At 33.9% G+C, this 4282-nt stretch carries 8 protein-coding genes; 7 read left to right on the forward strand and 1 reads right to left on the reverse strand.

Translation table 11 applies throughout. From position 1 onward, the window contains the following. The 7 genes from AC6F75_RS14260 to AC6F75_RS14290 form a co-directional block, all read left to right on the forward strand. A partial coding sequence (locus AC6F75_RS14260; protein WP_500715756.1) for a nicotinate-nicotinamide nucleotide adenylyltransferase occupies positions 1–225 on the forward strand: 225 nt, incomplete at its 5' end. A gap of 262 nt (positions 226–487) precedes the next feature. After that, positions 488–1483 carry an NAD(P)H-dependent glycerol-3-phosphate dehydrogenase gene (locus AC6F75_RS14265; protein ID WP_500715757.1) on the forward strand — a complete coding sequence of 332 codons (996 nt, stop codon included), beginning with the start codon at positions 488–490 and terminating at the stop codon, positions 1481–1483. A gap of 60 nt (positions 1484–1543) precedes the next feature. After that, on the forward strand, positions 1544–1771 hold the full coding sequence (locus tag AC6F75_RS14270) for an addiction module protein (protein WP_500715758.1): 228 nt from the start codon (positions 1544–1546) through the stop codon (positions 1769–1771). After that, positions 1761–2063, forward strand: coding sequence for a type II toxin-antitoxin system RelE/ParE family toxin (locus AC6F75_RS14275; RefSeq protein WP_500715759.1), 303 nt, complete (start codon positions 1761–1763; stop codon positions 2061–2063). The genes AC6F75_RS14270 and AC6F75_RS14275 overlap by 11 nt, the downstream gene beginning before the upstream one ends. Positions 2064–2177: 114 nt before the next feature. Next, positions 2178–2762: an outer membrane beta-barrel protein gene (locus AC6F75_RS14280; protein WP_500715760.1), complete on the forward strand. Its 585-nt coding sequence runs from the start codon at positions 2178–2180 to the stop codon at positions 2760–2762. A 4-nt stretch (positions 2763–2766) separates the two neighbouring features. Continuing rightward, a complete protein-coding gene (locus AC6F75_RS14285; RefSeq protein ID WP_500715761.1) occupies positions 2767–3360 on the forward strand; it encodes a hypothetical protein in 594 nt (197 codons plus the stop codon). Positions 3361–3365: 5 nt separating this feature from the next. Beyond that, positions 3366–3995, forward strand: a complete 630-nt coding sequence (locus tag AC6F75_RS14290) for a hypothetical protein (protein ID WP_500715762.1) — start codon at positions 3366–3368, stop codon at positions 3993–3995. Positions 3996–4003: 8 nt separating this feature from the next. On the opposite strand, the gene AC6F75_RS14295 is transcribed toward AC6F75_RS14290, so the two are convergent. Continuing rightward, the coding region (locus AC6F75_RS14295) for a hypothetical protein (protein ID WP_500715763.1) at positions 4004–4282 on the reverse strand (279 nt) is incomplete at its 5' end.

Raw genomic sequence — 4282 nt, forward strand, 5'->3', positions numbered from 1 at the left:
GTGATTTTGGAGCAGTATCCCATTTATGTGTACCCCAGAAAAACCGATAACGGCCTCGAAAATCAATTCTCAAACCATCCCGATATTGTACATATAGATGCTCCAATAATGGAAATTTCTTCCACTCATATTAGGAAAGCCATAAAAGCAGGGAAAAATGTCAGGCCACTGCTGCCCACTGAAGTCTGGAAGTATATCGATGAAATGAATTTTTACCGCAAATAAAAACCGCCCTTGTTGAGAAACAAGAGCGGCTTTCAAACTAAATAACCAACCAAAAAACCTTTATTTCACTTCCGGTATAAACCGAAAGTTTCACTTGGGTTTCTTGTTCACAAGAACGGCATTTTACATTTTTTAATTGTAAAAGATTTGCTAATCTGTTGTTAAATTTTAAACCCAAATATTAACTGTTTTCATAAAGCAAGTCTTTACCCTTTTCAAAAGAATTAAAATATGTACTTTTGGTATAATAAATTTCCATTTAATGAAAGAACATCCTAGTTTTGCAGTAATTGGCGGCGGAAGCTGGGCCACGGCCATTGTGAAAATGTTGTGTGAAAACCTGCCCAAAGTCAACTGGTATATGAGAAGCATCTATGCCATTGAGCACATCAAAAAAGAAGACCACAACCCTAATTATTTAAGTTCGGTGGAGTTTGATACCAAACAGCTCAACTTAAGCAATGACATCAACAAAACCATCAAAAATGCAGATGTGGTTATTTTTGCAATTCCTTCAGCGTTTTTGAGTAGTGAGTTGGAAAAGCTCACAGAATCGCTTGAAAACAAAATCATCATTTCTGCAATTAAGGGTATCGTTCCCGAAAGTGGAATGATTGTGGGAGAGCATTTTAATGAAAAATACCATGTCCCTTTAGAAAACATAGGGGTCATTACAGGCCCCTGTCACGCCGAAGAGGTGGCCTTAGAGCGTCTTTCTTACATCACTGTTGCCTGTTCTGATGAGGAAAAAGCCAAATTGGTTGCCAAATATCTGAGTAGTGACTATATAAAAACCACCACCAGCGATGATGTCATCGGCACCGAATATGCCGCTATGCTTAAAAACATCTATGCCATTGCCGCAGGTATTGCCCATGGTTTGGGTTATGGTGACAACTTTCAAAGTGTGTTGATGAGCAATGCTATCAGGGAAATGAAAAAGTATATCAGAAAAGTATATAAAATGAAACGTAACATCAACGACTCTGCCTATCTGGGTGATTTGTTGGTGACAGGATATTCCACCTTTAGCCGTAACAGGATGTTTGGCAATATGATTGGGAAAGGCTATACCGTAAAAAGTGCCCAAATGGAAATGAGCATGGTTGCTGAAGGCTATTATGCCACCAAAAGTGCCTGGTTGATCAATCAAAAAAACAAAGCCAAAACCCCGATTATCAATGCGGTTTATGACATACTTTACGAAAACAAAAACCCCAAAAAAGTGTTTAAAAAGTTGACGGAGAAGTTGGATTAGTTTTTGTTTTAAGATTTTGATTATTAAATTATTTGTAAATTTGATTATTATCATTCAGTTATGGACACCTTAGAATTAAAAAATCGAATTAAAAAATATCTTGACCATGCCGACGAACGGATTTTAAAGATAATTAATGCCATCATTGAAGCAGAATCTGATGAGCAGCTTTCCGATTCTGAAAAAGAAATTCTTGACCAAAGGCTAAAACAACACGAAGACTCACCAGAGTCCGGCATTAGTTGGGAGGAACTCGAAAAAAAGCTTCTCAAAAAATATGGCGTTTAATGTTATAATTAAACCGGATGCCAATCAAGACATTACTGAAGTAGCAGATTGGTTTGAAGAGCAAAACCCCTCTCTATCACTCGATTTTATTTTAATAGTATCAGAAACTCTTAACCTGATAAAAAACAACCCTCATCACTTTCAAAAAAGATATAAAAACATTCGAGTGGTTTTTACCAGAAAGTTCCCTTTTGGTATTTACTACACAATAGAAAAGGAAAACATTTTTGTACACGCTGTATTGCATACTAAACGAAATCCAAAAACCGGAATTGAAAGAGTTATAAAATAAAACAACATTTTCTTTGAAAGTTGTTTTTTTTTTTTGCTTTGTGAGATTCAATGTGTTTTTAACAACCCATACCAAAACAGCTGAATAATTACAATCCGTTTTAATCCATTTTTAATGAAAAAACATTTACTTCTTTTTGTTGTCATTTTTATAAGTATTATAAATTATGGCCAAAACAACTTTGGCGTGTTTGCCGGGGCCAATTATTCTTATTTTACAGATGGTTTTTTAGAAAAAACATCTGCTGAAAGATCATTTGGAATACAGATTGGTGTACTTTACAACATGGGGCTTTCTGAAACAATTAGCTTTAGACCAAAACTGTCCTTTTCACAACAAGGTGATTTTACAAAAACAGATCAAACTAATCAATTTGATTTAGGAGAATTAGATTACAAATTAACCTACATAAACTCTTCATTGGACTTTAAGTTTTGGGATAAGATTTATTTACTCGCCGGGCCTCAATTAGGTTTTTTAATAGACCAAAAACCTTTGAGCAGGGATATAGGTAAAGTAGAATCAAACATCGATCTTGGTTTAAACTTGGGTGGTGGCTTTAAGATAAACCAATTGTTTTTTGAACTTGGTCTTTATCAGGGATTAACAACCCTTTTTGAGTATGACACCTCCTTTTCTGAAGGAACTACAGTGGTTAAAAATGGTCATTTAAAATTTACAATGGGGTATAACTTTTAAAAAAATGAAAATTATTATTCTAAGTTTAACCCTGCTGCTGTATGGTTTTTCATATTCTCAAGAATTTGAAATTGGCCCGATGTTTAACTATGAAGCCACTACGCTTGTAATTCCAGATAATTCCTATTTTATAGTTGGCGAAATGGGTGGGCAGGGGACAAAATCTACAGGATTTGAAACAAATTTTAGCTTTGGTGTTTTTGCTCAATATTTTCTGGAAGAACGAATAGCAATTGCAGCTGAATTGTTCTATGGAAAAACCACATCAACTGATTTAAAAGATACTGAGTTCACATCAATTAGTTTTATTCCTTATGGATCAATGTCATTAATAAAAAACAGTGAATTATATTTAAATTTCGGTGCCGGAATTGCCTATATGCTTAAAACACCTGACTATGAAAATGAAGAGTTAAATGATAAAGTTCGAAAAACTGATATTCCATTCAAAATAGGGCTGAATTATAGGTTCCCAAAGTTATTTATTATTGATGTTGGAATACATAATTCATTTACTAAAGTTATAAAAGACGAAATTTTTAGAACTTCATATTACATAGGAGTTAAAGTGCCTTTAAATCAAATATTAAATCGTTAATCCTTATGCAAAGAGTCGTTTATATTTGTTTCGTTATTTTAATTAGCACTAACTTTTCAATTGCTCAAAAAGTATCTATCGGTGATAGTTTAACTATTGAATTAAAAAAAGCAAAAATTGCACCTACACTTTTTTATACACAACAAAATGTAAGAGTAAAAGGAGATGGCTTAAAAAAAATAATGATAAGGTCTAGAATTAGGTCGTTAAACAAGAAGGATGTTGATGTTAATCTATTATCATTGCTTGATACTGTTAATAAAGTGAGATACAAAATGGTAGAGTTTGTAGGGTACAAACCGTTTTCAATAGGAGTTCCTACTTATCAAGGCAGAGAGCTGTTAAAGGCTAAATTATTGAACAATAGAGGCCGCTCTTATCAAAATGTTCCTGATTATGACCCAAGTATTAAAGACACATTTTATAATTTCAGCTTTAATGATTACGAAAATATTGCTTGCAAAATAAATTTTGGCACAAATAATAACCCAATTGTTTCTGAAACTTATTATGTCCCTATTACTATGACATCATTTATAGCTGATGCCTTTTTTGCTGTTAAGAAATTTGAAAGAGAATCCTTCTTTATTTTATATTACGGGAATGAAGAAGTGGGGCATATTGAAATGGATTGATTGTAATTTTAAACAGCCAACACCCCTTCACCCTCCAACAAAGGGATTGCACTTAAATTTTCATCTTTTATGCTGTAAGGTTCAAAAACAAAAGTGCGGTCATACAGTTTGCCATTTGCAAAAAAACTGAGTAGAAATTCGTTTTTAAACGGGAGGACTTCCTCGGTGATAAATTCTACTTTTCGGTGGGTTTTGGGTTCTAAAATTCCTAACCCATGACGCAAGGTAGCAGTTTTTCTATCACCGTCACTACCTCGGGAAACCACTATGGTGACTTCCATTGTCAG

Source organism: Planktosalinus sp. (assembly GCF_059864935.1).